General features: G+C 38.4%; 16 protein-coding genes. 7 read left to right on the top strand and 9 right to left on the bottom strand.

Going from position 1 to position 14,872, the window contains the following annotated elements:
• The first annotated feature begins 407 nt into the window (after window positions 1–407).
• The 4 genes from ACQKNS_RS00385 to ACQKNS_RS00400 all read left to right on the top strand — a co-directional run bounded on the left by ACQKNS_RS00385 (window position 408) and on the right by ACQKNS_RS00400 (window position 2,948).
• Window positions 408–875, top strand: a complete 468-nt coding sequence (locus ACQKNS_RS00385) for a DinB family protein (RefSeq protein WP_427640623.1) — start codon at window positions 408–410, stop codon at window positions 873–875.
• Window positions 876–933: 58 nt separating this feature from the next.
• A complete protein-coding gene (locus ACQKNS_RS00390) occupies window positions 934–1,347 on the top strand; it encodes a VOC family protein (protein WP_427640624.1) in 414 nt (137 codons plus the stop codon).
• 377 nt (window positions 1,348–1,724) lie between these two features.
• Window positions 1,725–2,225, top strand: a complete 501-nt coding sequence (locus ACQKNS_RS00395) for a VOC family protein (protein ID WP_427640625.1) — start codon at window positions 1,725–1,727, stop codon at window positions 2,223–2,225.
• A 171-nt stretch (window positions 2,226–2,396) separates the two neighbouring features.
• Window positions 2,397–2,948: a DUF402 domain-containing protein gene (locus tag ACQKNS_RS00400; protein WP_427640627.1), complete on the top strand. Its 552-nt coding sequence runs from the start codon at window positions 2,397–2,399 to the stop codon at window positions 2,946–2,948.
• Between the two features lie 65 nt (window positions 2,949–3,013).
• Here ACQKNS_RS00400 and ACQKNS_RS00405 read toward each other — a convergent pair whose 3' ends face one another.
• Entirely contained in the window at window positions 3,014–3,661 is a 648-nt protein-coding gene (locus ACQKNS_RS00405) for a lysozyme family protein (RefSeq protein ID WP_427640628.1), read from the bottom strand.
• A gap of 226 nt (window positions 3,662–3,887) precedes the next feature.
• On the opposite strand from ACQKNS_RS00405, the gene ACQKNS_RS00410 reads away from it, so the two are divergent.
• Window positions 3,888–4,043 (top strand): DUF4021 domain-containing protein, encoded by a 156-nt coding sequence (locus ACQKNS_RS00410; protein WP_427640629.1) that lies wholly within the window; start codon window positions 3,888–3,890, stop codon window positions 4,041–4,043.
• A 250-nt stretch (window positions 4,044–4,293) separates the two neighbouring features.
• Here ACQKNS_RS00410 and ACQKNS_RS00415 read toward each other — a convergent pair whose 3' ends face one another.
• The 5 genes from ACQKNS_RS00415 to ACQKNS_RS00435 all read right to left on the bottom strand — a co-directional run bounded on the left by ACQKNS_RS00415 (window position 4,294) and on the right by ACQKNS_RS00435 (window position 8,517).
• A complete protein-coding gene (locus ACQKNS_RS00415; RefSeq protein ID WP_427640630.1) occupies window positions 4,294–5,079 on the bottom strand; it encodes a glucose 1-dehydrogenase in 786 nt (261 codons plus the stop codon).
• A gap of 52 nt (window positions 5,080–5,131) precedes the next feature.
• A complete protein-coding gene (locus tag ACQKNS_RS00420) occupies window positions 5,132–5,884 on the bottom strand; it encodes an SDR family NAD(P)-dependent oxidoreductase (protein ID WP_427640631.1) in 753 nt (250 codons plus the stop codon).
• Window positions 5,885–5,918: 34 nt separating this feature from the next.
• Window positions 5,919–6,707 (bottom strand): SDR family NAD(P)-dependent oxidoreductase, encoded by a 789-nt coding sequence (locus ACQKNS_RS00425; protein ID WP_427640632.1) that lies wholly within the window; start codon window positions 6,705–6,707, stop codon window positions 5,919–5,921.
• A 112-nt stretch (window positions 6,708–6,819) separates the two neighbouring features.
• Window positions 6,820–7,470, bottom strand: a complete 651-nt coding sequence (locus ACQKNS_RS00430; protein WP_427640633.1) for a GntR family transcriptional regulator — start codon at window positions 7,468–7,470, stop codon at window positions 6,820–6,822.
• 249 nt (window positions 7,471–7,719) lie between these two features.
• Window positions 7,720–8,517, bottom strand: a complete 798-nt coding sequence (locus tag ACQKNS_RS00435) for a DUF2935 domain-containing protein (RefSeq protein ID WP_427640634.1) — start codon at window positions 8,515–8,517, stop codon at window positions 7,720–7,722.
• 326 nt (window positions 8,518–8,843) lie between these two features.
• On the opposite strand from ACQKNS_RS00435, the gene ACQKNS_RS00440 reads away from it, so the two are divergent.
• On the top strand, window positions 8,844–9,503 hold the full coding sequence (locus tag ACQKNS_RS00440) for a formylglycine-generating enzyme family protein (protein WP_427642089.1): 660 nt from the start codon (window positions 8,844–8,846) through the stop codon (window positions 9,501–9,503).
• Between the two features lie 289 nt (window positions 9,504–9,792).
• On the opposite strand, the gene ACQKNS_RS00445 is transcribed toward ACQKNS_RS00440, so the two are convergent.
• On the bottom strand, window positions 9,793–10,053 hold the full coding sequence (locus tag ACQKNS_RS00445) for a hypothetical protein (RefSeq protein WP_427640635.1): 261 nt from the start codon (window positions 10,051–10,053) through the stop codon (window positions 9,793–9,795).
• A gap of 165 nt (window positions 10,054–10,218) precedes the next feature.
• On the opposite strand from ACQKNS_RS00445, the gene ACQKNS_RS00450 reads away from it, so the two are divergent.
• The gene (locus tag ACQKNS_RS00450) at window positions 10,219–10,932 is read left to right on the top strand and encodes a class I SAM-dependent methyltransferase (RefSeq protein WP_427640636.1); all 714 of its coding nucleotides are present in this window, start codon (window positions 10,219–10,221) and stop codon (window positions 10,930–10,932) included.
• A 101-nt stretch (window positions 10,933–11,033) separates the two neighbouring features.
• On the opposite strand, the gene ACQKNS_RS00455 is transcribed toward ACQKNS_RS00450, so the two are convergent.
• Window positions 11,034–12,584 (bottom strand): histidine kinase N-terminal 7TM domain-containing protein, encoded by a 1,551-nt coding sequence (locus tag ACQKNS_RS00455; protein WP_427640637.1) that lies wholly within the window; start codon window positions 12,582–12,584, stop codon window positions 11,034–11,036.
• Between the two features lie 249 nt (window positions 12,585–12,833).
• Entirely contained in the window at window positions 12,834–14,633 is a 1,800-nt protein-coding gene (locus ACQKNS_RS00460; RefSeq protein WP_427640638.1) for a S9 family peptidase, read from the bottom strand.
• Window positions 14,634–14,872 lie beyond the last annotated feature (239 nt).

Raw genomic sequence — 14,872 nt, forward strand, 5'->3', positions numbered from 1 at the left:
TTCTCTCCCTTTCTGCTGGCTCGTTATGAATGATATCCATAATGTAAAAGCATATTGTTGATTGGAAATATATAACTAATTGAATCGTATAATAAATACAAGATTTAATCAATATTTACCAAGATACCATTTCCGGACTTCGGAAAGTCCATTTCATAAGAATTTTGCTTAATTATTTCTTCCGTATGTGCGAATTCCCATACAGATACGCGTTACTGCCCTTTATGGGTACTAAAATTCCATCTCTCATATTGAAGTAAAAACCTTCTTTGTTTTAATGCTCATAATTTTTAGGAAGCTGTCCCCGGTAATTGAAAAAAGCTGTGGAAACTTACATACATAAATTTGCAGGACTTTTCGATTTTCCCCAGAACTTCTATACAGAGTAATTCTCAAAGGAGAGTGAAATGGTGGTTCTATCGAAAGAGGGTTTGTTAAATATATTAGAAAGCAACAGGAGATTAACGATGCGGGTGGTTGAAGCCTTTCCTGAAGAGGAATTATTTCACTATACCCCGGCTGGGGAGCTTCGCCCTTTCGCAGAGATGGTTAAAGAAATCATGAACATTGAGACTGGATATATGCGTGGTATCGCACTTAGTGTTTGGGAGTATCCAGATTCGTTCGCAGGAATTTCCACCAAAGGGGAACTAGTTTCAACTTGCGAAGCAGTAAGGGATGATACTAGGAAACTGTGGGAGGAAATAACCGAAGAAACGCTTGCAATGGTGGAAAAGGATCCCTTTTTCGGTCCCTCACAAAGCCACTTTGGTAGACTTCAATATGCTTTGGAAAATGAGATCCATCATAGGGGACAAGGCTATATCTATCTTAGAACGCTCGGAATTGATCCACCGGAATTTTTCGTCAGGTAATAATGAAACATGATGTCATTAAACTTGTAGCAACGAATAAAAAATAGGAGTGAGATAAATGTCAGTTGATGCATATCTTAATTTTAATGGAAATTGTCGAGAAGCAGTAGAATTTTACGCAGAGGTTTTTGGAACGGAACAACCAAATATCATGACCTTTGGGGAAACACCGCCTAATCCGGAATTTCCTCTTCCAGAAGCAGCGAAAGATTTAGTCATGCATACAAGGCTTAATATTAATGGAAGCAATGTCATGTTTTCCGATACTTTTCCTGGTATGCCCTTTGTTGAAGGTAACAATATCAGCCTGGCATATGTCGGTAATGATTTGGATGAAATTAAAACGATCTTTAACAAACTAAGTGTAGGCGGCACGGTTGGTATGGAGCTCCAAGAAACATTCTGGAGTAAAATTTACGGTCAGTTAACCGATAAATTCGGAATCAAATGGCAATTTAACTTCGAGAGCTAAGAATTGAACATGACCTTTTATTGATTAATCTTCATTTGGATATAGGTCTTTTCACTGGTGAAAAGTTTCTATATCCTTATTTTATTTTCATCAGCAGAGGCAAAGATACTGTTTCTAACATAAGGAAATAATACTCCGTTAACCTTAAGCGATGCTATAAATAGGTTATCAGTTAAATGATTGCCTAGTAAAAAATGAATGCTCAAAACGGTTTATTACTTCACCCTAACCCTTACATAATTTTCTTGGCTCCTGATAAATGGGTTATGGTAATAGGGTTCTTCCTTAATCGAAAAAACAAATTTCACTTATAACCCCAATGACGGAAGGGTTTAGTTATCAAACACTTGCTAAATATGTAACCGAAAGGAGAAATTATGAAAAACAAAATTCAAAAAATCACAACTAACTTGTGGTTTGATATTCAAGCTGTAGAGGCGGCAAAGTTCTACACTTCCATCTTCGAAAATTCTAAGATTGGAAGAATCACTCGCTATGGAAATGAAGGAAATCAAATCCACGGGAAGCAAGAGGGATCAGTGATGACAGTGGAATTTGAATTGGAAGGACAAGCATTCGTAGCATTGAATGGCGGTCCTCAATTCAAATTCACAGAGGCAATATCATTTATCATCCATTGCGCGGATCAAGAAGATGTGGATTACTATTGGGAAAAACTTTCCGAAGGCGGAGACGAAAATGCGCAAGTATGCGGTTGGCTGAAAGATCAATTTGGTGTTTCATGGCAAATTGTCCCTGCGGAACTAACCGAGATGGTAAACGACGCCAATCCTGAAAAATCGGAAAGGGTTATGAAAGCTTTGCTTCAAATGAAGAAAATTGATATAAAAACTTTAAAGCAGGCGTATATAGGTTAGGTTCCGTGCGAATTTGAAGTAAAATAAGCCTAGTTTTCCAGTACAGATGAGGTTTTTATATTTGAATTACCTTAAAGCTGTTAATCCCCATTTCCCTGGCAATCCCCCTAACAGAAACATTATTAAGTATAATGAAAGAAATGATAAGTTTTTAAGGGAGAAATAGAAACGATGGACAATTTATTTACACCAGCACTACAGCGTGGAGATGAAATAATAGAAAGAAAAATCCGCCATGACTCCTTAGTTGTGGAATATAACTGTTTGCTGTTAAAGGCACAAAATCAACATGTCGTGCTTTTTCATGAAATCATGGATTCGTTCACGATGAAAGCGGGTCCTAGAAAATTAACCATTCCTATGGGCAGTTATACGATTGCTCATTATTGGAAAGACCGTCCTTATAATTTATACATTTGGAGGGATAACCAAGGGAATTATTTAGGATCCTATTTCAATATTGTAAGGAATACATTTATGGAGGATAAGTTGGTATCCTTTGAAGATTTAATCATCGATATCTTGGTGCTTCCGGGTGGGGCCCATTTTATTTTGGACGAGGAAGAGTTACCTGTGCCTTTAGAGCAATATGAAAATGGTTCAGTTAAACTAGCCCTAAACTCTTTACTTGATTCCATCGATGTTCTTCTTTCACAAATCATTTCAGAATCCGAGAGACTCTATAACCATAAAGACCTCATTCCGTGGTTGAACAACAAATGACATTGGATTCCACAGAGCCCCATGAACAAAAAGCCTACTTCATTCAGTAGGCTTTTCGTTCTCCCTCACTCTCCATCAGCTTGGGCCGATATACTGTCGGCAAGCTCCTCCATGTTCTTAGATACCTTCTCACTGTATGAGTAGTCACCGTAGCAATATGGATATCGGAAATTCTCTTTGTCTCCGCCGCAATCATAAAGGGTAGGATTTTTTTCGACCTGAAGCATGGAAAACTTCTTCGCAAGCTCCTCGGTATGCTTGCCCCCTTTATTCGCGACGAAATCAATATAACCAATTCCCATGTTATATGCTTGAATGATCGTGGCAAAATCCACGTCCTTTTCATTGCCATATTCATTGATCCTCTTAAAATGTCTCACTCCATACTTAATGCTTTCCGTTGGATCTGTGATTGTATTGGGATCAAGACCTGCTGACTCAGACGCCTGCATTGGGTCACCGCCCCGTCCACGGCTTTCCTGCTGCATCAAAGCAATCAAAGTCGAAGTATGCTCCTCAAGCCCGTATTTAGCCAACTCGTCCCGGAGATGTGAACTATACTTTTTCACGTTCGCAAAAGAATCAAGCGTATGTACTGATGTGGAAACATTTTCGGAATTGGGTGTTCGCATGATTTCCTTTATTAGCAAAAAGGCGAAGATGAGGATAAAAATGATAAAAACATTCTTTGATTTCTTACGTTTCTTATTCACAATCTCTCTCCGTTATCTCTAAGTTATATATTTATATCTTAACAAATAGGAAGAGTAATAACTATTTAGAATACCAATTAAATGTTCTTGAAAATGAGATTACTAGCAATGAATGAGTATTTTATCTTTAACTCTTAACTTAAACGCAAGAAAACTTAGAAAGACCTGGTCATTCAGCGTATGTTTTTCGGATAATGAGACACCCTATTGTGTGGAGGTGATATGTATGGATAGGAAGAATGATAAAGAAGAAATCCTTGATGATAAAAAGAAAAAAAATACAAATGAGTTTGGTGCGGATCCTGATGAACAAGAAATGAATGGTCTGTATGGTATGTTGGAAACTGAATATGAAGATAAGCTTCATGATGAAGAAAAATAACGATTGGTTTCTTGAAATTTTGTTAAGCGCCTTGTATGGCGTTTTTTTATTGAGTTCATCTGTTTTGAGCTTCTTGAATCTATTCTAAAGGTTGTTCGCATTTAGACTATAAACAGTTTTTTTGCAAAAATGCCAATAAAACGAACACCCAGAAAGTCTTCGTTTTTTCAAAATTTGCATACGTTTGTCATAAACTAAAAAGGATACCATGAAAAGGGAGTGACCATATGCTGCCACTCCCTTGGTTTAATTAGTATTGTGAAGATTGTCCGCCATCAATCGGGATGACTACCCCATTGATGAACTCTGATTCCCCTGATAATAAGAAAGCGACTAAACGGCCGACTTCATCGGGTTTACCAAAGCGTTTCTTAGGATTCACACTGACGAAATCCGCCATTGCTTCTTCCCAATTCTCCCCTCCTATTTGCCTGAATGAACCTTCTACCATCGCTGTTAAAATAACTCCGGGTGCTATGGCATTTATGCTGATTCCGTATTGACCATATTCTATGGCAGCTGTTTTTGTTAATCCTGCCACAGCGTGTTTACTTGCAACATACGCAGCTTGGTTAAGCACAGCACGAATTCCGCCTACAGAAGCCACGTTCACCACTGCCCCAGATCCTTGTTCTTTCATGATTGGCAAGATGTATTTCATGCCATAAAACACACCATTAATATTGATGTCCGTTACCTTGTTGAAAACGTTGCTATCGTATTCAGCCATAGGTGCCTGTTTACCTTCGATACCCGCATTATTATAAAAACCATCGACTCTGCCATATTTGCTGACTGTTTGGTCTACATAGTTCTTTACTGCTTCTTCATCCGATACATCTGCAGTGATCAGAAGCACGTCTGAATTTGGTGCAATATCAAAGATTAATTTTTTTGTTGCTTCCAAAGATGCATCGTTTAAATCAACTAATGAAAGTTTAGCTCCTTCTTTAGCCATTTCCAAAGCGGCAGCTTGTCCTAACCCTGACCCTGCACCTGTAATGATTACAACTTTGCCATCGAATCGTTTGCTCATATGTTAAAACTCCCTTTTTAAGTTATCTGGAAAATCTTTTTGATAATAATGATTACCCCTTAAAGCTTAAGAATCCATCATCAACAGGAATGACTTGTCCATTAATGGCATCCGCTTTTTCTGAGAACAAGAACGTTACAACTTCAGCAACTTTTTCTGGCTGAATCAATTTTTTCCTCATATGAAGTTGAGCCAAACTGTCCAGGAACTCTTGATCATCACCAATGATCGGTGTTTCGATAAACCCTGGAGCAACACCGACGACACGAATCCCATATTGAGCAAGTTCAATTGCTCCAGATTTAGTCATGGCGATGACTGCAGCTTTTGCAGCATGGTAATTAAAACTGCCGATTGAAACCATCGTCCCATATATTGAGGCTGTATTAACGATTGTTGCGCCAGTTACACCAAGCTCAACCATCTTCCTTGCTGCATAATACATGCCATAATAAACGCCGTGTTGGTCAACATCTACGACTCTGTGGTAAGACTCTGGATCCATCTCTAAAAATGGTTTTACTAGTCCTATTCCAGCGTTGTTGAAAATGCCGTCGATGGTGCCATGATTGGCAACTGCAGCTTCGACCATCGCTTCCACTTCTTCCGATTTAGCTACATCCACTTTCACAAAAGAAGCCGTTCCTCCCTTTTGTTGAATAGATTCAGCCGTTTCTTTAGCAGCACCATCATTGTAATCAGCCGCTACGACAACAGCTCCCTGTTCAGCTAATTTAAATGCCGTTTCCTTTCCAATTCCGCTGCCTGCTCCAGTAATTACTATGACTTTTCCTTTTAAACTCATGGATTCGTCCTCCTATAATAAAGTTTATTGTTTATCAGGTTAAAATGGCCCCGCCGTCAATTACAAGTTCTTGACCCGTAATGTGGCTGGAAAGATCTGATACTAAGTACATCATTAGATTGGCAATTTCCTGCGGCTCAGCATACCGACCATCCGGAGTCGTTGCTTCCAATTGTTTTCTGGCCATTTCAGCTGCCGTGGAATCACCTTGACCAAACCCGCTTTCAATGGACCGCATCATAGCCGTGTTGACGACACCAGGGCAGACGGCATTCACCCGTACGCCATGGGGAGCAGCTTCGACACCGGCAGTTTTCGTCATTCCAAGAACCGCATGTTTACTTGCACCATATGCCACCATGTTTGGCGTTGCGAGTAAACCGGCTCCAGAAGCTGTATTCACGACCGCCCCGCTTTTTTGTTCAATCATATAGGGCAATACATGTTTCAAACCCAAGAAAACGCCGCGTACATTTATTGACATTAATTGATCGAAAACTTCAGTAGGATAATCGACAAGTGGCGTGATTTTGCCTTCCCACCCGGCATTATTCAGGAAAATATCAATTTTCCCATAAGAATCTATCGTTTTTTGAACATAATTTTTTATATCGTCTTCATTTGTAACATCGGCTTTAACGAACTTCGCTTCGCCGCCTTTTTCTTTGATTTCATTTACCGTTACCATGCCAGCCTCTTCAGAAAGGTCAACAACAACCACTTTGGCCCCATTCTCTGAAAGTGTAATAGAAGCTGCCCGGCCGATACCCCCGCCGCCGCCGGTAACAATTGCCACTTTTTTTGTAAAATCAAATGCTTGCATAATATTCTCCCTTTCTCCCTTAGATCTTGTGATGATATTCTTGTTTGAATACGATTACATTATATCACTATATTTGTCGATTGTCGACAATTTGGTTTTAGAGTCAAAGACTCTACATCACTCCACGATTCAGAGCTTCATGAATTTCATTTTTTGCCTTAACGAAATCGTCTTCGAGAATGGCCTCAATAGACATTTTTAATCTGAAATGAAAATTTTCCATCGTTTCTGTATTCCATTGACTTTGGGCAAAAACCATGAGGATTTGACTGGCTTCCTCAAAAAATCTTGATAACGCTTTGTTATTAGCGATTGAAAAAATATATCGAAATATCTGTTCAGCTTTTTTTTGATACTCGATCACATTACTTTTCTCACATTCATCCGTTGCACTTTCCAAATGCTTTCGTAATGATTGCCTATTTTCTTCGTGCCACTTTCCTTGGGAAAATTCAATGCCCATCTGGATCAGCCCGATTGTAACATCATTATATTCAACGATTTCCTTTTGTGAAAATGGCTTGACGATCGTTCCCCGCCTCGGTATCCTCTCAACAATACCGTCAACCTGCAATAGATAAAGGGCTTCACGTACTGGTGCACGGCTTGTATTCAATTCTTTGGAGATGTCTTCTTCGACGATTTTCTCTCCAGCTTCTATTTCCCCTTCAATGATTTTTTTTAAAATGTGTTTAGCGATTTGTTGTGGTAACGATTCCCCAAAATAAATGCCCTCTGTCAAATTGGAAGTATTTCCAAACATCTTTCAGCACTCCTATACTTCTATAATTGATTTTAGTTCTACTAGTATAACATATGGATAGGAATTAACTTCCTTAAAAATTACACTCCTTAATGTTAACCAACCAATAAATACGTATTAAACCATGCGAAGCTCATAAAGAAAGTTGACCGAATGCTTCTTCGAAGAGAGTAACAATCCTACTGAGCTTGAAGTGGAATTCAACTGATATGAGCCCCTTTTATAGAAAGGGCTCTATGGTGCACTTTTTTATTCCACTAACCTAGGTTTCGCTGGATCGCAGTTTGGCTTTTCTGTGTCTGTCGATTCAGCGAGTTTTGTTAAATAATAACATTCTTCCCGCCACATATGATCTGCCATTAATGGCGAAAACGTTCCAAGAGCCTGCGCACTGAGGTCAAGCTCCTCCAATTCAAGCAGAAAGTGTTGAAATAATTTAATTTCCAATGCAACGTCCTGATTCATTTTTTCCAATGCTGGGAATGTTGACAGATTGGTTCGTAAATATCCAGCCATTTCAACAGCTTTTAAATAAAAATCATTAAAATGCTGTTTATATTGGTCACTTTTCTCCTTTAATCTTTTTTCAACTTCATCCATATTGGATGATATTGCACTTGCATGCCCAGCTGCATCTAAAAGCCAAATCAAATGATGATGAAGTTCATGGAAAACAGGCGGCATTTGTTTGGAATTGAAGTATTTCAATAATCTTAAATATTCTTCTAATTCGTTCACCATATGATTAATGAATGAAGGTGAAAGATGTATTTTTATTTTACCTACCAGATGTTCTTTAAGTAGGCATAGCTTAAACTCTCGAAACCTTAATGCCTCTTCTTCTGCCGTGGTAGTTAGTTGCGAAATCTCTTCTGAATTGGCTTTACCAAGGAGATTATCAAAAATTTGAATGAATTCTGAGGCAATTTCAATGTTTTCCACTTCAACCGGAGCTAAAGAATCATGGATAAACCTGCCATGGTCCCCTAAAATTTGCAGCCAAAACCGATGCTCGAATCTTGCTGTTTTTTCTAGAAACTCGTTCATTCGCTCTCCCCCATGAATAAAAATATCGAAACTCACTTATAATTTGTATTCTAAAACCTGCAAACTTATTAATATAAATTGTAAGGTAGCGTAACAAAGCTTAAACTGCACGGATGATTTTCCCCACAAGAACTTAAGTTGTTCTTTTAAGTAGATTTTTCATTTACCTGAATATTTCGCTTAAAATCCCGCCTGCAGCGAAGGAAGTCAAACATGTGCATACTTTCTTCAAACTCGGTCATTTTAGTATTTATTTAACACCCTGACTGTTATCTGCAAATACAAACATCATATGTTTGGAGGAAGGTAGATTGTCAAAGGAAATAATGAGTTACATTGACTGTCTCATGGTGAAAATTCCAGGGGGGAAAATAGAATTAAGGGACGATAGAATTAAAAGCAAATGGAAAGCTGAAATTGGACCATTCCTTCTTGCCCGTTATCCTGTTACTACGGATTTCTACTATTCTATTACAAATAAATCGCCTAATTCTTATGTTCAAGATCAAAAACCTATTGTGAATATTTCTTGGAATGATGCAATTTCATTTTGTAATCTGCTTTCACGGGAAACTGGACTGGAAGAGTGTTATTCTACAAATGGTGAAAACATGGTGTGTGATTGGGAATCAAGCGGTTTTCGACTTCCTTCAGAAGCAGAGTGGCAATATGCATGTAAAGCTGGGACTGCTGGTTATAGATATGGTGAGCTGAATAAGATTGCCTGGTATAACGAAAATTCAGGGGGCATAATCCATGAAGTAGGAACAAGGGAACCGAATCCATGGGGGCTGCATGATATGTTAGGAAATGTTTGGGAGTGGTGTTGGGATTTATATGATGAAGAAGTGTACGGCACCTACCGTATTTTTCGGGGTGGTAGCTGGGCTGAGGTTGCCAGGGGTTGTGGAGCTTCATGTCGTCGGCGTAGCCACCCGACATTTTATATAGACGACCTAGGATTCCGTCTTGCCCGGTCTTTATAACTTCAGCAATCAAGCCAACTTCATTCAAGGTTTTTACAGTTTTACTAACGGATAATGGGAGTGAAAACAAAGAGATCAGCTGTATTTATTTGTGATGAACCCCAAAATAGGAGTAGGTTCAACAAAAGAGATCGATTAGAGATTTTATCCAGAAAAAAGAACTGTCTTACATGTATTTTAAGTCGTAGTGCTATTCATATTTCTTTCCAGTTTTTTTGGTTGGTTCCGATTGTGAACAAAATAAAAAACCTGATCATGTTTCAGGTTTTTTAATATTATCATCATTCGATTACCAGAGAAATGCAAGAAAAACTAAAGATGCAATTGCCCCAAAAGCAAATCCATTTGCAGCACCCCAACCAAATCCTGCATTAAAACCTCCATAACCAAACCCACCAAGGTTTCCACCACCGTTAAATGGACGAATATATACACGGTTCGGCGTAACCCGGTGTATGATTCCCCGATGAACGGTTCCTCTACTTGTACGAATTTCAACCGGCCTTCCAACACCTTGCCTGCATTTATGATAATAATTATGATAACCCATTTTACATCCCCCCCTTTTCCGTCGATTATACATCGTATGCATTCGGGGACTAGCCTGCATAAATTAAATACCCAGCGTACCTTTAAAAGTCTTTCCCGATGGTTAAACACTCTTTGAAACCAAAGCATAAAATACATTTATACATGTACAGAAGGAGTTTATGCCATGAACCACTCATATCAAGACGCGCTAGCCATAATTGGAATTGAAGGGGCACACCCTGGTGGATTTGAACTGACTAAGCAGCTTTTGAAAAATGAAGAAATCGATCAAACGTCAATAATCCTTGATGCCGGATGCGGGACTGGGCAAACCTCATCTTACTTGGCAAAAACGTTTCTTTGCCAAGTATCCGCGCTTGATAATCACCCAGAGATGGTGAAACATGCAAAAAAAAGATTCCAACAAGATAACTTAAGCATTGACCTATATAAGTCTTCAATAGAAGAACTGCCTTTTGACAATCATTCTTTTGACTTTATTATTGCCGAATCAACGACTGCATTCACGAATATACAAAAATCCCTCGGTGAATTTTTCAGGGTCCTTAAACTAGAAGGAACTTTGTTAACCATTGATATGACAGCAGAAACCAGCCTTGATTCTGCCTCAAAAAAAGAAATCATGGACTTTTATAATTTAAGGGAATTATTGACGCAATCAGAATGGTTAAAGGTCTTCCAACAAAACGGATTTACAGATTTAAAAATCTTGAGATCGAGTACCGTAATAGAGGAATTAATGAATTCTTCATCATCAAAAAGCCTAGTTCAACCATTGAACGGATTATTGGAACGAGTCATGGACGAACATTACCGCCTCATTCTATCTTATGGAAACAGCCTTGGATATAGAGTATACAGAGCAAGTAAAAAGTAGAGAATTTATTATCATTACACAGCTATAGATTATCAGGAATTATGAATACAATAAAAAAAACCTAGAACAAGTTCAAGGTTTAAAGAGATGGTTTTATTATCTTAAGTGATGATCTTTACACAATTTCGTCCATTCTTCTTTGCGGCATATAAGGCTTGGTCGGCACGTGGCATCAATGTTTTGATGGATTGGCTTCGGTCACCAGCTTGAATTAAGGCATGGGTCACCCCGAAACTGCAGGTAACGGAAATCTTCTTTTCGTTAACAACAGCAATGCTTTCAGAAACCTTTTTCCTTATACTATCGGCCAACTCATATGCAGTGGCTAAAGCGGTATCCGGCAAACATATGATAAATTCTTCACCGCCATAACGCCCCAATAGATCTGCATCCCGAATGTGTTCCTTTGCAGTATTTGCAACAAGCGTTATAACCGCATCCCCTGCTTCATGTCCAAAAGTATCATTTACATTTTTGAAATGATCGATATCGAACATGATGACTGAAACACTGCCGCCTTCCATGCCTAGGGCATCGAATAACATTTCCGATTTATTGATGAAAAATGTTCTATTCAATATTTGGGTTAATCCGTCCAAACTGGCCAGTTGTTTCAACTTTTCCAGCATAAGCACTCTTTCAGTTACGTTGGCGAAGGTGATGATCTGTCCGATAGGCAGGTTACTTTTGTTGAGCACGGGTGAAAAACCAATATGGTAATGTACCAACATACCATTCATGCTGCAATTAAAATCACTGTCCTTCTTATGGTCGATTATTTCGCTAAGATGATGATTCCCATTTAGCACACTTGTAATCGATTTACCTATGGAATATTGATCCAACATGGGTATGACTTTGCGCATTCCGTGGTTATAGTCAACAATCAAGCCCTGTTGATTTAAAACGATGACACCATCTTTCATACTTTCAAAAACAGTTTCCCGAGCGATCGGGGCAACATTGAACATTTGAAAAGTCAAAAGTGCCGCACCATGAAGGATAAACGTGATACTCATGGATACAGGTCCAAGATCGATACCATATGAGCTTAATCCATTTATATAATAGTAATTTGCCATTATAGGAATAAGAAGGCCTGCCACCATCATTGATATTTGCATCCTGAATCTGAATGAGGATTTTTTTACCTGCTTTAGCAATATGATTATACTTATCATGACACATAAAAAAAGAAAAAGGGATTGGACATAAAACCAAGGACCTCCCACCAATTTTATAACTGGAAAAGGACTATCGCTTCTCAATTCCATTGACTTGTAATACAAGTGATGAAGGTCATTTGTATAATGCAAGAAGATGGTGATGAACGGAATGATGAAGAGTGCATATTGCCAAACCTTCTTAATTCTCTGCTCTACATATTCAAGGCACATCAACAAAAGAAATACCGGGATGAATGGTAAGGCCAAGTACTCGACCCTTAACCAGAATATGATTTGTTCCAAAGATGTACTGGAAAGTTCGAAAGCATAAGAAAAAGTAAAAATGGAAGACAATAATGTCACGAGAATATAGGGTTTTGCTCCAGGTGCATCCTTGAACCTTAATTGTGCAAATAAACATAGGAACAAGCTTAAAACACCTGCCATTATAACTACAAGTATGTATAACAATAATTCCCGTGGCAATGCGACCAACTCCGTTTAGCAAAAAATACTTTTTCCGTATATTATATAGCACTTTGTGACTATGTGACCAGAGTTTATTCAGGGAATTCTGAATTATAATTTCAGGATTTTATAAACACGTCATCTGATAAATACATGTACTAACTTCCCAAACCGCCGAACCTAAAATGAAACAAAAAACCCTGCTTCATCGCTTGAACGTGGGTGGCAGGGTTACCAATTAAATTGTATATAATCGAAGTTTTAGAATTATATCTTCTCTGTTACTGCAGTGAATCGCTTTAAGAATGTGAGTATTTTTTGATAAACGGCAATTTCATTTTCTTTTTTGGAAAATCCATGTCCTTCATCTTCCAAAAGCATATAATCGACATCTCTTCCTTTTTCCTTCAACGCTTTAACGATTTGATCAGATTCTGCCTTGACGACACGGGGGTCGTTTGCTCCTTGAATGACAAGCATTGGCTTTATCATGGATTCTAAATAGGTGATAGGCGAATACTCGATTAGTTTTTCTTTATCTTTTTCCGGATTTCCTACCCACTGATCCATGACCGGCTTCCAGTCTTCTGGAACAGAATTAATAAATGAGAAGAGGTTGGATGGTCCGAAAATATCGACAACCGCTTTAAAATAATCCGCATGTCGTCCGTGTAGCAAAAGTGCCATATACCCTCCGAAGCTTCCGCCCATCAATAGAATGTTACCTTTTTGTGCATACCCTTGGTTTATGAGCCAATCAAGGCCAGCTACATTATCAAGTCTTGGTCCAGTTCCCCAATCTCCTTCCACCATTTTCATGAATTCCAATCCATAGCCAGTAGAACCGCGGAAGTTTGGCGCAAAAATACTGAAACCATGATTCAGGAAAAATTGAAATGATGCCCTAAAGGACTTCCGTTCTGCCGCTTGAGGACCTCCGTGTGGCCAAAAAATGACTTCACCATTGTCATTTTCCTTTTTTGCCCTAAAAAATAACGATTCGATCTCCAGGCCATCAAAGGAAGGGTATGTAATGATGTCCGGTTCAACCAATTCATCGGAATCGACGCCAGGAACAGTATATTTAGTTAATGATACCCAATCATCATCGGTTTTTTTATAGATATTATGAGGCTTTGTTGCGCTCATGCCAAATAAGTAAAGCGTGCCTGATGCAGCAACCTCAAGTTTATTAATGACGCTGCACGGAACAGGGATATTTCTCCAATCCCCATTTTGCAGATTGAATTCATATAATTGATCCTCTACACCCTTTTGACTGGTTATATATAATAGTTGATTCTCTTTACTATATTTAATGGCAGTAAAACTCTCATTCTCCAATACTTTAATTTTACTGAATTTGTTTGTTTCAAGATCATATGAAGCCAAATAGGTAAAGTCCGAATCATAATCAGTCAATAAATATATCATCGAATCCGAAACAAAAACACCATCATTCACTGTATGTTGTTTTTCAGAGGGCGGGGTAAGCAGGATTTCTTCGTTTCCTTTTTTTGCATAGAGAAGAGTATATGTATTAGCAAAGTGTTTATAGTAAAGGAAGGTTTCTTCATCTGGGCTGAAACCAAATAAATAGGTCGCTGCGTCTTTCCCCTCCAGTACCAGCACCTCCTGTCCTGATTCTAAATCTAAACAAAAGGAATTTAGAAAGGAAGGATTTCCTCTGGATGTCGTGTAATAGAGCTTTTTACTGTCATTCGATAATTTTGGCATGAAATTACGTGTATTTTCATGATGGACGATTTCCTTCATTTTCCCTCCATTCAAAGGAACTCCGTAAAACTGGGTATTTTCATTACCGTCTTGATCGAATCCAGCAATTATAAACCGGCTCTTCTTATCATATATCAGCCCTTGGCAGCTTTGATCAATGGATGTAAGCGGATATGGAAAAGAGTCTGGCAAATCCATTCCCCATAAATTATACTTGCCGCTCAAATTGGTACTGAAAACCAGATGTTTTTCATCTGGACTTACAGCAAAATCAGCAATGGAAAAGGTTCGTAAAAATTGCTCAACATCAGGTTTTGGAAAAGTGATCATTTTGGCAACCCCTCACATTTATAATATTAAGAAATATCCGCAAATAAATTATACCATATTTTCCCTCTCTGATATATGGAATTCGTAACCTAAGGAAGTAGTGAAATTAATGGATAATAATCATCCCTGAAAATATATTTAGTGTCATTTAATCTTAACTAAACACACTATAAGTATCCGGAACATCCAGGATATTCAAAACTATTCCTTTATAAAGACATAGGAGCATCGTTATGTCT

The organism is Peribacillus sp. NPDC094092 (assembly GCF_050279365.1).
In the GTDB taxonomy this organism is placed as follows: Bacteria; Bacillota; Bacilli; order Bacillales; family DSM-1321; genus Peribacillus.

Bases quoted from the DNA above. Each gene is read 5' to 3' on its own strand.
- ACQKNS_RS00450 (WP_427640636.1), top strand. From the start codon at position 10,219: ATGAACCACTCATATCAAGACGCGCTAGCCATAATTGGAATTGAAGGG.
- ACQKNS_RS00445 (WP_427640635.1), bottom strand. From the start codon at position 10,053: ATGGGTTATCATAATTATTATCATAAATGCAGGCAAGGTGTTGGAAGG.
- ACQKNS_RS00435 (WP_427640634.1), bottom strand. From the start codon at position 8,517: ATGAACGAGTTTCTAGAAAAAACAGCAAGATTCGAGCATCGGTTTTGG.
- ACQKNS_RS00395 (WP_427640625.1), top strand. From the start codon at position 1,725: ATGAAAAACAAAATTCAAAAAATCACAACTAACTTGTGGTTTGATATT.
- ACQKNS_RS00415 (WP_427640630.1), bottom strand. From the start codon at position 5,079: ATGAGCAAACGATTCGATGGCAAAGTTGTAATCATTACAGGTGCAGGG.
- ACQKNS_RS00410 (WP_427640629.1), top strand. From the start codon at position 3,888: ATGGATAGGAAGAATGATAAAGAAGAAATCCTTGATGATAAAAAGAAA.
- ACQKNS_RS00460 (WP_427640638.1), bottom strand. From the start codon at position 14,633: ATGATCACTTTTCCAAAACCTGATGTTGAGCAATTTTTACGAACCTTT.
- ACQKNS_RS00400 (WP_427640627.1), top strand. From the start codon at position 2,397: ATGGACAATTTATTTACACCAGCACTACAGCGTGGAGATGAAATAATA.
- ACQKNS_RS00425 (WP_427640632.1), bottom strand. From the start codon at position 6,707: ATGCAAGCATTTGATTTTACAAAAAAAGTGGCAATTGTTACCGGCGGC.
- ACQKNS_RS00385 (WP_427640623.1), top strand. From the start codon at position 408: ATGGTGGTTCTATCGAAAGAGGGTTTGTTAAATATATTAGAAAGCAAC.
- ACQKNS_RS00390 (WP_427640624.1), top strand. From the start codon at position 934: ATGTCAGTTGATGCATATCTTAATTTTAATGGAAATTGTCGAGAAGCA.
- ACQKNS_RS00420 (WP_427640631.1), bottom strand. From the start codon at position 5,884: ATGAGTTTAAAAGGAAAAGTCATAGTAATTACTGGAGCAGGCAGCGGA.
- ACQKNS_RS00430 (WP_427640633.1), bottom strand. From the start codon at position 7,470: ATGTTTGGAAATACTTCCAATTTGACAGAGGGCATTTATTTTGGGGAA.
- ACQKNS_RS00440 (WP_427642089.1), top strand. From the start codon at position 8,844: ATGAGTTACATTGACTGTCTCATGGTGAAAATTCCAGGGGGGAAAATA.